General features: G+C 50.5%; 10 protein-coding genes. 5 read left to right on the top strand and 5 right to left on the bottom strand.

Translation table 11 applies throughout. The features are described from left to right. Positions 1-99 precede the first annotated feature (99 nt). Positions 100-858, bottom strand: coding sequence for an SRPBCC family protein (locus ACN0YN_RS29955; RefSeq protein ID WP_417388559.1), 759 nt, complete (start codon positions 856-858; stop codon positions 100-102). A 651-nt stretch (positions 859-1509) separates the two neighbouring features. On the opposite strand from ACN0YN_RS29955, the gene ACN0YN_RS29950 reads away from it, so the two are divergent. From ACN0YN_RS29950 to ACN0YN_RS29935, 4 genes are all read left to right on the top strand, one after another. After that, positions 1510-2808, top strand: coding sequence for a cytochrome P450 (locus ACN0YN_RS29950; RefSeq protein ID WP_417388558.1), 1299 nt, complete (start codon positions 1510-1512; stop codon positions 2806-2808). Between the two features lie 117 nt (positions 2809-2925). Next, entirely contained in the window at positions 2926-4296 is a 1371-nt protein-coding gene (locus tag ACN0YN_RS29945; protein ID WP_417388557.1) for an NAD-dependent succinate-semialdehyde dehydrogenase, read from the top strand. 69 nt (positions 4297-4365) lie between these two features. After that, positions 4366-5370, top strand: coding sequence for an NADP-dependent oxidoreductase (locus tag ACN0YN_RS29940; protein ID WP_417388556.1), 1005 nt, complete (start codon positions 4366-4368; stop codon positions 5368-5370). Positions 5371-5768: 398 nt separating this feature from the next. Then, complete coding sequence (locus ACN0YN_RS29935; RefSeq protein ID WP_417388555.1) at positions 5769-7124, top strand: DcaP family trimeric outer membrane transporter; 1356 nt, start codon at positions 5769-5771, stop codon at positions 7122-7124. A 178-nt stretch (positions 7125-7302) separates the two neighbouring features. Here the strand turns inward: ACN0YN_RS29935 and ACN0YN_RS29930 are convergent, their stop codons facing one another. From ACN0YN_RS29930 to ACN0YN_RS29915, 4 genes are all read right to left on the bottom strand, one after another. Then, a complete protein-coding gene (locus ACN0YN_RS29930) occupies positions 7303-8673 on the bottom strand; it encodes a DUF1501 domain-containing protein (RefSeq protein ID WP_417388554.1) in 1371 nt (456 codons plus the stop codon). Positions 8674-8725: 52 nt separating this feature from the next. Continuing rightward, positions 8726-11278, bottom strand: coding sequence for a DUF1549 domain-containing protein (locus ACN0YN_RS29925; protein ID WP_417388553.1), 2553 nt, complete (start codon positions 11276-11278; stop codon positions 8726-8728). Between the two features lie 45 nt (positions 11279-11323). Continuing rightward, entirely contained in the window at positions 11324-13501 is a 2178-nt protein-coding gene (locus tag ACN0YN_RS29920) for a PPC domain-containing protein (RefSeq protein ID WP_417388552.1), read from the bottom strand. A 532-nt stretch (positions 13502-14033) separates the two neighbouring features. Next, the gene (locus tag ACN0YN_RS29915; RefSeq protein ID WP_417388551.1) at positions 14034-14543 is read right to left on the bottom strand and encodes a hypothetical protein; all 510 of its coding nucleotides are present in this window, start codon (positions 14541-14543) and stop codon (positions 14034-14036) included. Between the two features lie 825 nt (positions 14544-15368). Here ACN0YN_RS29915 and ACN0YN_RS29910 point away from each other — a divergent pair. After that, positions 15369-16388 (top strand): IS110 family transposase, encoded by a 1020-nt coding sequence (locus ACN0YN_RS29910; RefSeq protein ID WP_417388550.1) that lies wholly within the window; start codon positions 15369-15371, stop codon positions 16386-16388. Positions 16389-17186 lie beyond the last annotated feature (798 nt).

Here is a 17186-nt window from a genome sequence, read left to right as displayed (position 1 = left end):
GATCTCAGATCTATTAAAAGGTTAACGGGCGCTGGCAGTTCCTATATAAAAATCCAGCAAACAGAACGATAATTAAGCTTTTTCCATGTTGAGATCGGTCTAAAGCGGCTTGCGGACCTGGTCTGGTTCCATCGCATTCGTCGCAATTTCGCCCGCCTCCATGAGTTGTTTCAAATCTTTCAGATCCTGATCCAGTTCAGACTGAAGATCCTGTCCCAGAAGATGTGCGATTTGAGTAACGAGACGGCCGCCGGGAGGATTGTATTTAATCGAAACGACCAGATCTGTACCGCCAGCTGACGAGTCATTAAAGTGAACAGAACCTGCCGTATCTACCTGAGACCCCGGTAATGACTGCCATGCGATTACTTCTCCGGGTTTGTCAGTAATTATTTCTGCTTTCCACTGGAGTATTTTACCCAGAGGGGCCCGCGCGACCCATTGAGAGCATTTGTCATCAATCACGGTGACTGATTCCAGATGCTGCATGATTCGGGGAAGATTCTCAAAATTTCGCCAGAAGTCATATACATCCTGTCGATTGCGATTGATGTGCAAAGCGCGGTGTACTTTGCTGCCCTGGTGAGCAGGGACGCCGGGGCGTGTCCGATGTGGCTGTGCCGTATTGATTCCCAGTCCTTCATACAGGTGGCAGTGCCCGGTCCAGCCTCGATACAGCAGTGAAGCACCCGTGGCGATACCCAGTAAACCTGCAGCGGAACCGCGCCGCAGACCCATCAGTACCAGGCATCCCCCTCCTGCCAGCGAAAGCACTCGCTCGCTGTTAGCAACATTCCGGGAGAAAGAAGACGGTTTAACTGATTGATGGGGAGCACAAGCAGGGTTCGACACGTCCATGATTATCATTCCTTTTGTTTTATAACCTGAAAAGATTGTTGGTGACCAAGTTTGATTGCAGTTCGACAAACGGATTCCGTTTTAAGATGACTTACGACCTGATTCTGAATCCATATTTCGTCGGTCTACAGTATTGATCGATACTTAATTCTGTTTTGAAAATTTTGAGCAAATCACGGGCCACTGAACTGGATCAGAGTGAAGCCGAAGAATGGGAGTAGCTCCGGTAATCTGATATCCAATTCAAAGTATTGGATATATCGCATTTCAAATAATTCAGAACAGAAACAGGCTTCGGGCGTAGTGTTCGTTCCTTTTGTTGTCGCTGGTCTGTCAACGCGCATTTTGCGCCTTGGGCGATCAATCTCATGCGAGTCAAGCATGTGGATATTTGATTCTGGATGAGAAAAAAGCAGTTATCGGCTTGGTTTAAACCCTTCTTTCCTGAATGGCTCATCATTTGCAAGTAATGAAAGAGAAGTGCGGGAGAGGACATCATCGTGCAGCGAATGGCTGTCAACGAGGTGGAACTCTTCTCCACATATGTATAAACCACATCCTGAGTTTGATGTATGACAGTTCAAGGAGCCACAACGAGTTAAAATCAGTCGTCAACTCAGGAATCGATTCCAGATTGACCGGATAGAAATAATGAAGCCGATTCCGAAACTACAGAAATGGGACAGTACTCTTGATTTGTTAAGAGATCCTTATCGATTTATTTCCAGAAACTGTCAGAGTAATCACACAGATCTGTTTGAAGCACGACTACTGCTGCAGAAAACTTACTGCATGCGAGGACAGGACGCAGCCCGGATCTTTTATGATCCCGATCTCTTTTGTAGAGCGGGGGCTGCTCCTAAGGCTGTCATGAAAACGTTATTCGGACAGGGGGGCGTTCAAAGTCTGGATGAAGAAGACCATCGCCATCGGAAGCAGATGTTTCTATCAATCATGACGCCGGAAAAGATCGAGCGTTTAAATGTTCTGACTGAGCATCAGTTGTCTTTTGCCCTGACCCGCTGGAAAGAGATGCGTGAAGTATCGTTATACGAAGAATTTCAGCGAGTGTTAACAATTGCTGTCTGCGATTGGGCAGGAGTTCCTCTGGCGGATTCTGAAGTGGGACAGAGAACGAAACAGTTAACTTCTCTGTTTAACGATGCGACAAAAATCGGTCTGGGACATATTCGAGCACGTCTGGCGCGGCGACAGGCGAACAAATGGATTACAGACATCATTCAACAAATTCGAGATAAAGAGATTTCGATCTCAACACAAAGCCCCGCCTATACGATCGCCTGGCATCGTGATCTGAAAAATGAACTGTTAGAACCGCAAATCGCGGCGGTCGAACTGTTGAATCTGCTGAGACCGGTTGTCGCGATTTCTGTCTACATGACTTTAATTGCACATGCTCTGCATTTTCGTCCGGGCTGCCGGGAAAAGCTTCAATCCAATTCAGATGAATATGTAAAGGCTTTTGTGCAGGAAGTGCGACGTTATTATCCTTTCTTTCCCTTTACCGCAGCGATTGTCCAGACGTATTTCGAATGGCATGGATTTGAGTTTCCTCGCGGTCAGCGTGTGTTGCTGGATTTGTATGGCACGGACCACGACAGTCGAATCTGGAAAGAACCGGAGTTGTTTCAACCAGAACGATTTCTGATTCGGGAACCGAACCTCTATGAATTGATCCCTCAGGGAGGAGGCGAATACGCTTTAAATCACCGGTGTCCGGGAGAATGGATCACAGTCAGCCTGATGAAACTGACGGCGCAGTTTCTGACACAGAAGGTTCGATACCAGGTGCGAAATCGGAAACTGGAGATCAACTTTTCTCAAATGCCCGCTTTACCGCGTGACGATATGAGAATTCACTCGGTTCGAGAAATCAAAAGCGTGCCTGTTACTGTATCACCGTCTCAGTCGCACGGAGTTCGGATCTGACAGGCGATTTAACCGGAGGTACCAGCCGTTGTGAGATTCCATCACTTTTAACAGTACAGGCTGCATTCCTTATTTTATTTTTTCAATACATGTCCCAGGAAACCAGGAGAATTAATCATGGCCTATGTCAGTATCAATCCTTTTACGAATCAAACACTCATGCAATATGAGCCGTTAACGCGGGAACAGACACTTGAGGCAATTGAACAGGCTGATGAAGCGTTTGATTCCTGGAGACATACGACGTTTGACGAACGCAAAAGTCTGATGTTGCAGTATGCAGCGGGGCTGCGCGAACGAATCGATGAATATTCCAGGCTGATTACATCGGAAATGGGGAAACGCATTTCTGAAAGCCGCGAAGAAATCAATTTCTGTGCAAAGATTGCAGAATTCTATGCCAATGGTGCAGAAACGTTTCTGGCTGATCAGCCTATGGATGTCGAGGATGCAGATGCCTATGTTCAATATGCGCCGATTGGAGTCCTATTGGGCATTATGCCCTGGAACTTTCCTTTTTATCAGGTCACTCGATTTGCTGCTCCCAATATCATGGCAGGCAATACCGTTCTGGTAAAACATGCCAGTAATGTCCCCCAGTGTGCGCAGGCAATTCATGAATTGTTCAGAGATTGCGGTGCGCCTGAAGGTGTTTTTACGAATCTTTTTATTCCCAAAGAGTTCATCAAGTCTGTCATTGAAGACGACCGGGTTCAGGGAGTTTCCTTGACGGGAAGTGATAAGGCAGGGGCCATCGTCGCGGGAGAAGCGGGACACAAACTCAAGCGTTCGGTACTGGAACTGGGAGGCAATGATCCGTTTATCGTACTGGAAGATGCGGATATGGAACATGTGATTAAAATGGCCGTGCAGGGAAGAATGACCAATACAGGACAATCCTGTGCAGCATCGAAACGTTTTATTATCGTTCAAAAAGTTGCTGATGAATTTCTGTCTGCTTTCAAAGAAAAAATGTCCCGACTCAAACTGGGTAATCCGCTGGACCCGGAAACCGATGTGGCGCCGCTTTCGACTGAAGAGGCTGCGGTCAACCTGGATGAAATGGTTCAGAAAACCATCAATGCCGGCGCCACTGTAGTGCTGGGGGGAGGGCGTCCCGATCGCGAGGGGGCTTTTTATAATCCGACCATTCTGACAGACATCACCCGTGAGATGCCGACTTATGATCAGGAATTATTCGGCCCCGTCGCCAGTGTCTATGTTGTCAAAGATGAACAGGAAGCGATTCAGGTCGCCAACGATTCGTCTTATGGACTGGGTGGTTCTGTCTACACCAAAGATATTGACCGGGCCCGTCAGGTCGCAGAACAGGTCGATACGGGCATGATGTTTATCAATCAGCCGACCAACTCGCAGGCAGAGCTTCCCTTTGGGGGGACTAAACATTCCGGATACGGTCGTGAACTCTCTCACCTTGGTATACTGGAATTTGTGAATAAGAAACTGATTCATGCCATGAAATCCTGATAGACTGGTTAAGTACTGCTCCTCAGTAATCAACGGGCATTCGAGTCAGACAGGAAAGGAATCAACGAGATGCAATCGCGACAATTTCAGCTCACAAGCTATCCCGAAGGGCTGCCGTCTCAGGATCATTTTGAACTGGTGGAAACCGAACTCAGGTCTCCGGGCGAAAATGAATTTCTGGTTCAAAACGAATGGCTGTCCGTCGACCCTTACATGCGGGGGCGAATGCGTGAAGGGGAGAGTTATGTGAAGCCATTTCAAATTGGAGAGCCAATGGAAGGAGCCTGTGTTGGCAAGGTCGTCGAATCCCGAAATCCACAGTTTTCCGTGGGTGATTATGTTCTGGGAAATCAGGGCTGGCGCGAGGCATGGCTGTCTGACGGAGCTGGGGTGATGAAAGTGGATCCCAATGTGGTTCCCCTGCAGGCTTATCTGAGTATTCTGGGAATGACGGGAATGACCGCTTATACAGGATTGCTGAAGATCGGTGAACTGCAGGAGGGGGATCGCGTATTTGTTTCAGCAGCTTCCGGAGCCGTCGGTTCGACTGTCTGTCAGATCGCAAAACTGCACGGTTGCTTTGTCGTGGGGAGTGCCGGCTCAAAACAAAAGATTGACTGGCTGAAAGAGAAAGCCGGCATTGATGCTGCTTTCAATTACAAGGACACGGGTGATGTGTCTGCCCGGTTGAAAGAACTGTCGCCGGATGGCATCGATCTCTATTACGACAATGTGGGGGGAGACCATCTGCAGGCAGCGCTCGATAACCTGAATAACTTCGGTCGCATCGTCTCGTGCGGCATGATCTCGAGGTATAACGATCAGACTCCTCAGCCAGGACCAGACAATCTGTTTAAAGTGATTACCAAACGCCTGCGAATGCAGGGATTTATCGTCCGTGATCACGATGATATTCAGGATGAATTTCAGAAAAGAATGACGGAGTGGATCCAGGCGGGAAAGATGCATTGGGAAGAGACTGTCACAACAGGTCTGGAAAAGACACCTCAAGCGTTTATAGATTTATTTCACGGCAGTAAAATGGGAAAAGCGATCGTGAAGGTGAGAGAATAATCGATCGTCATGCATTGCATCGTGCAGGGGAAAATTTCTCCCATCAATCGTACCTTTGCTTGTCTATGGAACAGGAATTCGAGTCGCATTCTCAAATTGGAAAACTGGATATCATTTGAAATGATCCAAATTCGCAGCGAACATACTGAGTCAGATTTCTGTTCATTGGTTATTTTCCGGTTTTCAAAACTGAGAATTTCGAGAAATTGGTTTCCTGCGAAGCTTTGGGTTCAGCGGGTAAGTAATGTTAACCTGTTGCTGGAGCAGAGGATAACCAATTGAGTTGAGAAGTCCAAAGGGGGTTTGCGCGTCGCCTTGATTATGTTACAGTTTGTGCACTCTCCATACTCTACTTCTCTGAAATCTATTGCACCTCTAACTCTCTCTCATTCATGCTTATGCAATCGATCTCAATCTATATCGTTACGTTTCTCGTTGCGCTGACAGTTTTCTTCAGTCAAACCAGCGCCGAAGAAAACAGCTATGTCCCTCCTGCATTCGCTGAAGATTCTCCCGGACGCGTCCAGTTCACCTTGGATGAAAACAGGAAAGGGTTTACATCACAAGTTGACCGTCCAGTCTTACCACCTCTCGATGGATCTGGCGGGGAGCAAGAGGTCAATCCGGAACTGCTTTCAAATCCTTATTCAACTGATGCAAGGGAGTTTAATGTCGGACTGGATCTCTATTCGGCACCTCCGTTTACAGAAGGTTTAATCATATTCGGCAAAGATGCGGCCATGAAGATTGGCGGTCTGGTCAAAGCCGATTTTATCTATGACTTTAATCCTATTGACTCGACCGATTCCTTTGTGACGACCAGTATTCCTATAGGAGCTCCTCACAGGACCAATGCCCGCTTTCATGCCAGGCAGTCTCGATTGAGCTTTGATACGCGCTGGCTTACCAACGATCGACTCATTCGCGTGTATGTGGAAGGGGACTTCTTCAGCGAAGGCAATCGTTTCCGTTTACGTCATGCGTTTGGAGAATCAGGCTCATTGCTGGTTGGTCAGACCTGGACTACCTTCGCGAATGTTGCTGCTGCACCGGCCACTCTGGACTTTGAAGGCTCTGTATCGAGCGTCAATCGACGTCAGGCACAAGCACGCTGGACACAAAATATCTTGAATGAAAATACTACTTTCGCCGTTTCGGTAGAAGATACGTACTTTAATATAGAGCCTCCTACTGGTATCACGGGGGATCCGAGCAATCCTTCTCCTGATTTTGTCACACGTCTTCGCTATAAAGATGATTGTTCCGAGTATCAGGCAGCAGGACTCTACCGCGTGGTTGGATTTCAACCGACAGGACAGTCCGTTAGAACAGCTTTTGCCTGGGGGTTTAATATGACGGGGGTACGACTGCTAACCGATCAGACCAAAGTCTACTCACAGATCGTTTTTGGTGAAGGGATTGGAAGTTATCGCGATCTACCTGATGCGGCTCCTACGGCAGTCAACCAGGCCGGGTTGTTACCCATGTTCGGTTGGATGGCAGGCCTGACGCACGACTGGAATGAGGAATTGAGCTCCAACTTTACCTATGCCGAAAACAGTTTGAGCACTTCCGCATATCAGGCACGCTCTGATGTTAAAAAAACAACCTATCTGGCAGCCAACCTGATCTGGAGTCCCGTAACGAATGTAAAAATAGGTATTGAATATTTATTCGGAACGAAGGAAAACGTCGGCGGAGCCACCGGAGATGCCCATCGGCTGCAGACCTCATTTATTTTGGATCTACCCTGACACGATTTCGAAAGCAGCCGGGCTTTCAGATCTCACAGTCCATAGAATGATTCCCGCTGTCTGAACGTATTACATTGAACTATAGCGTCCGTCATTCTAAAGTAATCTGTTCGATGAGATACATGAAGATGAAGGAAATAGATAGAAAAATGGATTGATAATTATCAATCATTCGCTTTTACAGTAGCTCGGGAATCGGTTTTCCATCGGTCAGGATCGGGATCGGTCGGCCTGTGTTATCGTGGAAAGCCTGGGACGTATCGATGCCGAATTTCTGATAGATCGTGGCCAGTAAATCGTTACTGTTCATCACGCGGTCCACAGGATGTTCGCCTTTGGGATTCGTTGCGCCAATTATCTGACCCATCTTCAAGCCACCACCGGCCAGAAAGATGCTCATGGCCCGGCACCAGTGATCGCGACCCGGGCGTTTGGTTTTTTTATCCTGATGGCGAACTTTCGGGGTACGTCCAAATTCACCACAGAAAATGAACAGCACATTCTGATCCAGACCGCGGCGATGCAGGTCGTTAATCAGGGCCGGAACCGCCTGGTCGAAGACCGGCATGCGTTCCCGGTAGGCCTGGAAAATGTCGGCGTTAACGGAGTGGTCGTCCCAGTTGCTGGTGCGTCCTGCTTTTTTCGAGAGACTGAAGCTGGCCTGCAGTTGCACCAGTCGGACGCCCGATTCCACCAGGCGTCGCGCCAGCAGTAAGCCCTGTCCCCAGGTTGTTCGCCCATATTCGTCGCGGAGTTCATCCGGTTCGGAGGAGAGATCGAAGGCTTTGCTCGTCCGGTCGCTGGTCAGCATGGAGAGTGCCCGATTGTTGAACTTGTCGAGTGCCGCCATTGAACCGCTTTTGTCCAGTTCCCGGCGAAAGGTATCGAACTGGCTGAGCAGCTGATTGCGTTTTTTCAAAGCGTCCGCCGCCGACTGGTTGACCGAAAGATTATTTACCGAAAACTTGGAGCTGTTCGGGTCGCCGCTGAACATGAACGGACTGTAGGCAGGTCCCAGGTACGCCGGCCCTCCGCCATAAAATTTCGTGTTGGCGATAAACAGGGGAATGTCGCGTACCTGATTTTCCAGATAGCTGGCCACAACCGAACCGATTTCGGGATACTCGGCATCTCCCGGGTTGGCAGCTGTCGGGGTGTAACCGGAGAGCAGTCGACAGGTGCCGCCCGAATGTTCGTTACGGTTATGATGCAGACTGCGGACGATGGAAAATTTGTCCGCCATTTCCGCCAGGTTCGGTAACAGTTCACAGATCTCCATTCCCGGGACGTTCGTCTTGATGGGACTGAAATCGCCGCGGTATTCGGTGGGGGCCAGCGGTTTCATATCGAAGGTATCGATGTGGCTGGGGCCGCCGTTGGCCCAGAGCAGAATCACCGAAAAGTCCTTGTTCGGACTGGCGTTCTGTGTTTCGCCTGCCAGCAGTCTTGTCAGGTTCGGATCCAGACCGCCTGACAGGGCGCCCAGACCGAGACCACCGATTTTCAGAAACTCGCGGCGACCCACAGGGCCGGAACATTGTTGATTCATTTGTTGATTCATGATTCTGTTCTCTGTTCAAAATCGTAACGTATGCGGTTGATTAATGAACGAAAAGGAATTCTTTGGTATTGAGCAGCGTCCAGATCAGGTTACCAAACGCAGCCTGCTTATCTTTTTCACTGGCGAGGTAGGCCAGTGCATTTTTCATTTCGCGCTTTGTCGGTTCACGCGATAAACTTTTCAGAAACAGTTCTCTGACTTTCTCTTCCTCTGTCTTTTTCTCTTTTGCCAGAGTGGAAGTATAACCGCCCATCGCTTTGGAGAGGATAAAGCTGTTATTCATTACAAACAGTGACTGTGACAGACTGGGTTCAGAGACCCGCTCGCATTCACAGGCACTCTCGCGTTTCGGACGACCGAAAAGCGTCAGAAACTGGTTGGAATAACCTTCGTCGGGCAACTGCAGTGCCCGTGTTGTTTTGGGAAGCCCACTGTAGCGGGTGGGAGTGTCAGTGACATCATCGATGGCATCCAGCAGGATCTCCGCGGAGAGTCGTTGCGGATAGAAGCGGGCATAATTCTGCGTCTCTTCGAGGTTAATTTCATTCGCTTCGGAACCGAGTTGGTAGGTACTGCTGGAGCAGATCAGTTTGACGATATGTCGCATGTCGTAGCCTGACCGGGTAAATTCCTGTGCCAGTTCTTCCAGCAGGGGTTCGTTGGAAGCGGGGTTGGTGACCCGCAGATCGTCCAGCGGATGCACGAGGCCGCGACCAAAGAAATGAGCCCACATCCGGTTCACAAAGGCCCGGGCAAAATAGGGATTCTGTTTTTCGGCCATCCAGTCGACCAGATAGTGGCGCGGATCCTCGAAAGGAGCGATTTCCAGATCGGGGCCGCCCAGCCCGTGCGGGGGGACGACTTCACCCGTGACCGGGTGTTTGACCTGACCGGTCTGTTTGACGGAGATCATTTCATTCGCACGCCGTTCGGCAACGCCGGTTCCGCCGGTGCGGTTCACACGGGAAAAGAAAGCGGCCAAACCGTAGTAATCCTGCTGGCTGTATTTTTCAAACGGATGATGATGACAGCGGGCGCAGCCGATTCGCAGTCCTAAAAAGACCTGGGCCATATCGTCGACATAACGGTCCAGATAACGGACTTCCGCGTACCACTGCGCGGGCGGATTGACCGAAACATCTCCGGTTGCCGTTAATACGCCGCGAACCAGTTCATCGTAAGGAGCATTGGCGGCAATTTTATTTCGCAGCCAGCGGTGAAAGGCAATCGTACCGGGCTGGCGGCTGCCTTGTCCGCGGCGTTTGTTACGCAGCAGGTCCGACCATTTCTGAGCGAAGTGATCGGCGTAATCGCCGGAGTGCACCAGACGGTCGATCAGCTTTTGTCGTTTGCGGGGATCGGTGCTGTGGGTATAGGTCTCGACCTCATCGAGCGTCGGCAGTTTCCCGGCGATCTGCAGAGTGGCTCTGCGGATGAATGTGGCATCATCGGCGAGGGGAGAGGGGGGAACCTCCAGGACCTTCAGTTTGCGCTGAATGTGTTCGTCGATGAAATTTGCCACAGGAAACGCTGGCCAGGCGTCCGGTGTTTCGTTGGAGGGGACCAGAATTTTCGACACGGAAACTTCCCCCTGGTACAGGGCCAGTACCGAAGTTTCGCCGGTCCGTTCCAGGGAAGTGACGAGCCCCCGCTCATCGACCGTGGCGACAGAGGTATCCTTTGAGCGAAATTCAACCAGCGGTGTGACATCACGGCGGGAACCATCCGAATAATGAGCTGTGCCGGTCAACTGCTGTTGATCATGGTGGCCCAGAGATTCGAACGCGGGTTCGACGGTTAATTTGATGATCTGCGGCATGTCTGCCGGACCGTGTGGTGTATTGGCTTCAATCCAACGGACTAAGCGGTTGTATTCCGGCGTGGCTTCTTCCAGTCGTTTGCCGCCACCGTGGGGAATTTTCATGGTGGCTTTACGAAGCAGCAGGGAATCGTCAGGCGAGGCGGGAAAGATGCGCCGGCCCCGAATGTCGCGGGTGATCCATTCGTAGTCCTGTTCCGGCTGAAAGCCAAAGAGGGAGAGTTGGAATCCGCCGCGGCCGTCTGATTTTCCGTGACAGCCGCCACCATTACATCCGCGTCGGGTCAGAATTGGAGCGATATCGTTTTCGAAACTGATCGGGAGAAATGTTTCCCCCTGCTCGATGACGACGGGGAGGGTCTGTTTGAGTTTGCCCCAGCTGATCTGCAGTTCGGTTTTGCCGGAGGCTTCGGGCGTGATGATACCCAGATCATTCACGGATGCCAGTCGGGGATCTTTGAGTTTGTATTTGACAGCACGCGTGAGGTCGAAGGTTTTCTCGTCGTCGGCGAAACCGGTGACCAGGAGTTGCTGTCGGCTATCTCGACCGCGCAGATGAATCTTCTCGGGCCACGTCTTGAGACGGACCGTTTGCTGCGGGGAGATTTTGACAGGCAGGATTTCCGCAGCCGGTTTCTGTTCCGCTTCAGAGGCGGTCGCGGCTCGGGGTAGCCCGCAGAGGGACAGCAGCAGACAGAGCACGGCTTTGCCAATGCTGCTGTTCCTGTTGAAGAAACTGTTCTCTGTTTTGATCTGTTTTAAGATAATCATCATATCGGGTTTGGTTTTCTTTGCGCGTTTATGATCCCGGAATGCCGCTTACTGTTGGCTGATGAGCGTGGCTTTGTCTTTGATCTTGATCGCTTTTTTCCGGGGTTGAATATTGTTATTTTTATTGGGCAGTGGCTGGATCTCCAGTGTGATGATATTGCTGACCGCCTCGAAGGGGACGGGTTTTTGTTTTTTCTGTTTTTTGTCGGTAGTCTGTGACGGTGTGATGTTGAGGCTGGCTGACAACCAGAGCGAATATTGCCCCGGCTGCATTTTTTTGGGCAGTTGTGCGGTGAGGGTGTTCTCGGATTGTTTCAAATCGAGTGAGGTATCAGATTTGATGAGGGAGGCCTGCTTATTTTTGGCATCGACCAGATCGATGTGCCACTTCAGAACAGGTTTGCCAGAAATCTCAGAACCGGCAGATTCCCACTGAACATCCAGTTCTATTTTCTCACCCAGCGCCAGTTTCGCCTGGTGTGGCTTGATCGTCAGATTAAAAGGGGCAGCCTTAGCGGTTCCTGCTGCCAGGGTGGCGACCTGCTGAAACGAATCGCTGCGCGAGACCGTCTGGGGGTGAATCTGTTTGACGACTTCCTGATCCTGCACCGTGGCGATTGCTTTAAGCGAAAGAGGAACGATTGTCTGCGGCGCGTTTTTCGATGTGAAAATCGAGAAGCGGGCCTCGCTTTGATGTGCGGGAATGATGACCTCGTCAGCAGAGAGCCCCTCGGGAAGATCAACGGCTTGAATGCGGATCGGTTCGGAAAAACCGTGCTGGCGGTCGATGTAAATCGTCACGTGCGTGTGTCCGCCCTGGTGGAGTGAAACCCCGGAAAAGCGATCACTGGCAGCGGGGTAGGCATAGACCTGAAAATCCGGTTGTTTGTTTTCGATGCGTACCCGGTACTGTCGATCAAAGCCACCCAGGCTGCTGCCATACAGGTCGCGAACCAGGAGAGAGTAGGTGCCGGACTTCGGTGCTTTCCAGGTTCCCTCCGGATCGAGAGACGTGGCAGAGACGGGCGTTGCGGTCCCTTTCACTTCTGCTTTGTTCGTCAGACTCTTCAATACCTTGCCACTGCTGTCGAGCAGAGCGAGTTCGAGATCCATCTGCTGGTCCAGCTGCTCGCCGAAAGCTTGAATGCTGAGCTCCTGTCCTTTTTCCGCAGTGAACTGGTACCAGTCCAGGTCGCGGGGTTTCAGGAACTGACCGGCAATGTCGCAGGGGACTTTGATTTTCTGTGCGGTTTTCTGTGACTGGTTTCCCGGCTCCTGATCAACAACGACGGGCAGGTCGGTTAGCATCAGTGGTACGGTGCCCTCAAGTTCCGGCACGCTCAGGTGAAAGCGGTTTGTCAGTGGACTGTCGGGCTGGTGTGATGCTGTCCGTTTTTCAGGATCGACGGTGATTTCTTTTTGTTGCAGAATTTGTGTGGCGTTCTGTGAAACGCCGGGCAGACTGATTCCCTGAATGGTGACTTTGGCGGGTTGACCGGAATTGATCAGAGCAGGAAACGCCGCCAGCAGACGCGGTTCTGAATTTACAGAGAGATGGTACAGGGCCGAGGGATCGCTGCTGTAAGCGCGATTAAATACTTTGATCTGATACGTGCCCGAGTTGGGGAGTTTCGCATGTAGAACCGGCTCTCGTTGATGGGGAGAGGCAAACGCAAATTCTTCACCGTCGGGGTTGATGAGTGTCATCAGGGGGGCTGCGGAACCACCCAGGGATTTTGAACGACAGCGCAGAGTGACGCGTTGGTCCTTTTTTCCGGTGAATGTATACCAGTCGATGTCTCCGGTATGTTCGAAGCGGGCATCGACGCCGCCGGGGAGGGAGAGTTTCAGAGCGGAATCGGGCTGATCCGATTTTTCCGTGGCTGTCAAAGTTGGCCAGTCGGTGATCTGTACGGGATACGGCTGGCTCAGTCCGTCGTCGGTCAAGAGACGCAGATTATAAATGCCTGCGGGGGTCTGCTTTTCGGCGTTGATCCGGAGGCTCTTGTCGTCAATGACTTTGACGGAAACTCCCGGCCCAGTGACCTGACTCTGATGTATGTTTTTGAGATTCTTTCCCTTCAGCTTGATCTCGGCGGTGGTGCCTGCCTGACAGCTCATGGGAAACAGGGATTCCAGTTCAGGCGGGGCTGCGGAAAGAGGCACGCTACTACAGAGACTCAGCCCGAGAAACATGAGACAGTCAATGAATCTTCTGGCTGTCATAGGGCGAGCTCCAACGTTACAGGCGGGGGGGGATTAATGAGTGAGTATCGTTGAGGAGGACACTGTTTTTTAGTATTCCTAATATAGCAGAAACCGGTAGAAAATTCAATATATTTATATTTGTGGATGAGTTTTTGAGCTTGAGCGCACCACAGTTAACTATAGCGTCTCTCAATCTAATATACTCGGGCCAAATGGACCAGGAGACGCTACAGTAAAACTGGACACAGTCTAGAGAGTTCCATCTATCCATAAATCAGAAAATCAACGTGAGGAGAGTACGGTAGATGTAGTATGCAGATGCTGACAAAGTGAGGTTAAAATGGAATAGAGCGAAGCCTTGGATGGCGAACAGGTCGCCCTGCAACTTGAGCCAGCTGAGCGTATCGCAAAATGGCAACGCGACTCTGTGGGTGATGGGTAAAGGAACGCTGGCCTCCTATCGCGTGAAAAACATCACAGCTGCTGATGACCCGGCAAGCAGAGTCATTTCTGACAGCAGGGCTCTGTTGATCAGAGAACGATGCGATAATCAGTCTTTTGACCCTTCATGAAGGTCAGTGCTGTGTTGGAGCTTCTTGCGCTCTTCGTGCTTTGCTTCTTTAATAAACAGTGGAATGAAAGGGAAAAGGAGAAAGATCGAGATGAGAAAGAAGACTGTTGCGACCATCCCCACCATCGACCAGTCTTCCACCAGAGTTGCTGCCATGATGAAAGCGCCCAAAGCCAGGAACAGCGTCAAGGCGATGGCTGTCAGAATGCCCGCGTATCGGACATCCGTTTCCACTTCTTTTTGTGTAATGTTCGACTGATTTCCGCTGCGAAGCACTTTCGCTTGTGATTGACGTTCGAGATAGCTCACGAAGACGAAACCGATAAACAGCACTGGCACTGCTATCGCAGCCAGATAGGCCGCCGAAGGTAAGAATAGTAAGAGCCCGCAAGTAGCAATGAGTGCAACGATCAGCAGAAAACGCAGTACTGTTTTTGCATGCCGCATCATTACGTGCGCATCGGGCTCGCCAAGATTGGTCTTATACATCGTACCAGTCCTTTCTCCGATATTTGCCACTTGGATCAGCCTGGAACCGTCCCAAGTAAGGCTTACCTTTCATTATAGACATTGAGGTTCTCTCTGTCTAAAAAAAGTGGTTTTTGTCACTTTATGTTCTTCTGTTTTTGAGATTCGAAAATCAGTGCCGGGCGAATCATTATTGAGTAGTCAACACTGTTTCTGCGCAGATTTTCTGTGTGAGGCCCGCTACACCCTGTTTGATCCGCTTCATCTCCACACGTCATTGTGACCCGCGGTAGCAGAAATGCTTATCTTGCAATCGGATCTGTTTTTAGACTTATAGATCCCATCAGAAATCGGAGCGAACAATGCCTGTGGCGTGGACACCTTGGGGATTTGAAAGATGACTTACTTGTTTGGATCGGGAGTGAATGTGACAGCCAGGACCTCCTGCTCGCTGCGCTCGACCCGGATGTGCATCCGGTCTTACCCACTTTGACTTTCGTGTCATTTCGTGCTTTTCGTGGTAGAAAAAATGATTTCGAGCGTTTGATCGGTTTGCCATGTGGGGCGAAATGGGTTTGATAGTCGCCAGGCGGGCGGGTACCTGGAGGCCGTTCCTGCGAGACAGATTGGTGATGTGTCATGTGGTGGTGCGATTTCGCTGACAGTACCCTGTTGTCTGCGACAACCCCGGATTGCATCCGTGGGCACCCGCTTTGGCAGGCTGGTGCTCAGGCACAGTTGGGCAAGCCAACTGTGAAACTATGTAGGAAGCCTCCGTCGGATCGATTAACGTATAACAAGTTAGTCACAATTTGTTTCACGTTATTCTCACCTCCGGAGGCAACGATGTTGTATGTTGGTTTAGATGTGCATGTCAAGCATATAACGATTTGTGTACTTAATAAAAATGGTAAGCTGCTGCAGCGGTGTCAGCTGCCATGCCTGGATGATGTGATTCAATTTCTGATGAACCTGCGAGGACGATGCGAAGTCTGTTTTGAGGCCAGTACCGGTTATGGCATCTACTTTGAAGCTCTGAGTAAGATTGCTTCTCGTGTTGCCGTGGCCCATCCAGGACTGTTGAAACTAATTTTTCGTTCCAAACAAAAGAATGATCGTGCGGACGCAGAGAAACTGGCCAAACTGTTGTTTCTCGATGAAGTTCCGACCGTTCATGTCCCGACTGCAGACGTGCGGGCCTGGAGAGAGTTGATTACATTCCGAGGCAAACTGATTCAAAAACGGACCCGGGCTAAAAATGGAATTCGCTCGCTTCTGAGAAGTGTTGGTTGCAGGGTTCCCAAAGAGTTTGGTCTCTGGACCATACGGGGGATGGAATGGCTAAAACAGAAAGATCTGAAACAGCCGATGCAAAATCTGAAACGGGACATGCTGGTAGAAGAGATCGAAACCCTGACAAGGCAAACCAGGCTGGTTGAAACGGAACTGGCCCGCTATTCGAAAGAGAACATTGCCGTGCAGCAATTGCAGAGTATCCCCGGCATCGGCTTACGCACTGCTGAGGCATTCGTGGCCTTTGTGGATGACCCGCATCGATTTGCCAACAGTAAGAAAGTGGGGGCCTACTTCGGTCTGATCCCGATCCAGGATCAGTCAGGGAGTACTAATCGACTGGGGCATATCACGCGCGAAGGATGTGCAGAGGTCCGGCACCTGGTTACCGAAGCCGTTTGGCAGGGGATTCGATATTCACCGACGATTAAAGCCTATTATGAACGGATTCATCGACAGGAAAAAGACAGGAAAAAAATTGCGATTGTAGCCACATCGCATTACCTGGTGCGTGTGATGTGGTCCATGTTGAAAAATGGAACCTTGTGGAAAGAACGGAGCCTGGCAGTCTGAGCGACTGCAGTTTCGATAAGTAAATTCAAAGAGTTGTGTCGGACTTAAGTTTCACGTTGAGATCGAAAGTGGGATTCAGGTGACATCCCGACGTGTGCCATGGCGCAATGCGATGCCGTGACTGTGAATGGGAGTCACCGTAATTTGTCTTGTGGCGCCTCGCCAAGGCGAGTGATGCCGGATGGATGGTTGGATAATTCCGCGTTCTTCTCACTACGGTCTTGACAGAAGCTTCCTCATGGATGGCACACGGCGGTTTTTGCAGGTTGGGACATAACCGGAGCTAATGCCCTGCGGCTAATGCGGGCGTTTTTACTGATTTAATACAACTGTCTCAGTTTAGTGGTGGGGGATTTTCATCTGTGGGGCTGGGGTCCGATTTTTATAATTTGTGATCGGCAGGTCAGGGGGACGTGATTCCTGTGACACAGGGACGGGGCACGTTCGCTGTTGAACTGGTTCCGGAATTTATGCTACCACGAAAAACACGAAATGACACGAAAGGAGGGAGTCATGCTCGGGGATTGGGGAATTGGGTTTCATTTTCTGTTCGAGGATCATCTTAGGGAGTGGCGCGTGGGGAGCAAGGGGATTTTTCTCAGCCTGTGGCGATACAGGTTGATACCGGGGCGATGTCTGGGGGTACCGGAGCGGTGCCGGGGTGAGGGGCTGCGATGGTGTGGCGACCCGCAGGCGCACATTGCGAACGGGTGTGGTTTCAGGCAGTGCAAATCTGGAAAAAACAGGCTTAATTTTAGTGATGACCGGGAACAACTGGCTCGTGTTTCAGTGCACTGT

The sequence above is a fragment of the Gimesia sp. genome (assembly GCF_048260065.1).
In the GTDB taxonomy this organism is placed as follows: domain Bacteria; phylum Planctomycetota; class Planctomycetia; order Planctomycetales; family Planctomycetaceae; genus Gimesia.
This window is presented reverse-complemented; position numbering and strand designations above follow the sequence as displayed.